3 protein-coding genes are annotated in these 2,330 nt (G+C 48.2%); all 3 read right to left on the bottom strand.

Features of this window, described 5'->3' with window-relative positions; all coding sequences use genetic code 11:
• Positions 1-50: 50 nt before the first annotated feature.
• Complete coding sequence (locus tag B153_RS36235) at positions 51-635, bottom strand: RNA polymerase sigma factor (protein ID WP_040762392.1); 585 nt, start codon at positions 633-635, stop codon at positions 51-53.
• A 210-nt stretch (positions 636-845) separates the two neighbouring features.
• Positions 846-1,712, bottom strand: coding sequence for a DUF5712 family protein (locus B153_RS0130840; RefSeq protein ID WP_020600614.1), 867 nt, complete (start codon positions 1,710-1,712; stop codon positions 846-848).
• Positions 1,713-1,730: 18 nt separating this feature from the next.
• Positions 1,731-2,330 (bottom strand): BfmA/BtgA family mobilization protein (locus B153_RS36230; protein WP_020600613.1); only part of this gene is annotated, 600 nt, incomplete at its 5' end.

Below are 2,330 nucleotides of genomic sequence, written 5' to 3'. Positions count from 1 at the left end.
ATTGGAAACCGACGACCTTTACGTCGTCCCGACAAAGAATAACTAAACCCTTAGTTGCTTAACGTGTAAATCTGCCCCATTGGAAGAAGAAGGCCATTTACTAATAGCCGCAGATCCTCCCGTGCCCGGCTTAAATTTGATTTTGATATGCCTACCGAAATCCCCAGTTGACTAGCAATTTCTTCGTGTGTGAATCCATCTATGACGTACAGGTTAAAAACCATTCGGTAAGCGGGTGACAACTGCTTAATTAGGGCCAGTAGGTCTTCATGAGCCAACTGGCTAAAGGCTTCGACGGATTCAGAAACCACTGTTTGTTCAACCCGTTCAATAACCTCCTGCTGATGGTGGTGCACTTCTTGCCGATAGTGATCCATGGCAGAATTAATAAAAATATGCCGAAGCCAGTCTTTAAACGGTTGGGCCGAATCGTACTGATCCAATCGCTTGAATACGTTTAAGAAACCGTCGTTCAGTACTTCTAGCGCGCTTTCCCGGGTAGGTGTATAGCGCAGACAAATACTCATGGCATACCCGTAAAATTGCCGATACAATTGTTCTTGATTTTGCCGACGGTTACAAAGGCATCCAGCGAGCAGATCAGGTAAAGCAGTATTATTAGGAGTAACGGCCATTCCAGGTTAATAGAAGGGTGATGTAGCTACAGGCTTCGAATCCTCTAGCGGCTTGCTGCTTGATGGTCCATACGAGTAGTTACCTGTAAAGGTTGCGTAAGGTTAAACAGAACGGTACTGGTTAGCTCTCGATAGTCCGTTCACAACTTTTTCCTTTAACTGCTTCGGCACAATATGCCATCGCGGATTCGATTTCCATAATGGATTTGTCTACAGGCCTATCCCTAAACCACGACTACGGCCTTGTTCACGCTCAATACCTTGATGTTGCTGAAGAGAGAGCTCCAATTTCCGAGCTTGCTCCATCTGCTGGCGTAAGGCGGCTTCCAGTTGCAGCTGACGAGTTTGTTCAACTTGGCGCAGTTCCAGCATTATAGCCGCTTTCTCCTGGACCGTGCCATTGCTCATGGTGTTCTGATAGCGAAAGCTCTCTTCCAACTCCCGACGGTAGCCCATCTGCTGATCAAACGCCAATTCGCTACGCTCTTTGAACTCGACCCGGTTGAACTGGCCGAACTGGTGGCCATGCTCAGCGCTCTTACCCTGCCCCCGATGATTGGTCAACGGGCTTAGTAAGCGTTGATTCTGCATATCCTTCCGGCTGACGATAATCTGCACGTGCATCTGACGGCCAGATTTCAAATCACCCCGCTGAGAAAAGCCTTGCTTTACTTCCGGATCGGTCCACTTGTAGCCGCGGTTGTACTCGACTTTACCGTACCACTTCACATCATCAGGGCCTAACCCTTTCTGAAAATTGGCCGCGTATTCCGCCATTACACCCCGTGCATACTCTTTAAGCTTCTGGGGGTCATTACCGATGTGTTCCAGCTCTCTTTGGGATGGGCTGATATTGACCAGGTAAAACTTAGCCTCGTGTTGTTTGAGCTTAGCGGTATTCGAATCGATACCCAGCCGTACTTCCTGCGCCCGAATATCGTCGCGGCCCTGGTTGAACCACAGTTCAGCTTTATACTCGGCCTTCAGATTGTTTTCCTTCTCCAGGTACTCGACCAGCTGGCCACAACTGCCGGCATTGCTGCCGCTACTACTAGAGGTAATGTTGATATGAGGCATGTGGAAAAGGGAAAAAGGTTACAGATTCTCAACCTGAGCACGAACGTTCTCCTCCAGTTCGCGAATAGACCGTCCTTGGGTCAAAGCGTTCAGCGTTTCCCGCTGCACCATATAATGATTCAAGATGGCGCTAAACCTCGCTTTTAAGCCCTTCTTTTGCTCTTGCTGTAGTCTGATATCCTTTTGACGCCGTTCGTCCTCCTCAAGCCATTTATTAAGCTTCTCAGCCATGTCATCCTGTTGTTGCTTAATGGCTTTGTTTTCTTGCAGGATCCTACGTTGGGTTAGCACAAAGAAACCATCCGCATTGGTAGGCTGGCCGTCCATGGGTTCATAGAACTGGTTAAATCGGCTCGCTAGGCCGTCCAAGCTCCGCTGCAACAGCGTTAAATCGGCTAACATCGGTGTTAAGGCTTCCTTCTCTTGTGTCTTGATAAACGAGATGATGCGGTTGATACCCTGACCCAGTTCTTTCTTCAGCAATTCATCATTCAAATCAGCCGGATCCTTCTTGGACTTGTAGAAATAGTCCACCATCTGGCCGAACAGCTCTTGCTTCGAGCGGCCTAGCTTTTCACTTAACTTACTGAATTTCAGATCAGTATCTGAATCGAACCG

Source organism: Spirosoma panaciterrae DSM 21099, assembly GCF_000374025.1.
Lineage (GTDB): Bacteria > Bacteroidota > Bacteroidia > Cytophagales > Spirosomataceae > Spirosoma > Spirosoma panaciterrae.
Note: the sequence above shows the minus strand (reverse complement) of the source record. Positions and strands in the feature narration are given on the sequence as shown.

What these genes read in the sequence shown, in the direction of transcription:
- B153_RS0130840 (WP_020600614.1), bottom strand. Translation starts at nt 1,712, where the DNA reads ATGCCTCATATCAACATTACCTCTAGTAGTAGCGGCAGCAATGCCGGC.
- B153_RS36235 (WP_040762392.1), bottom strand. Translation starts at nt 635, where the DNA reads ATGGCCGTTACTCCTAATAATACTGCTTTACCTGATCTGCTCGCTGGA.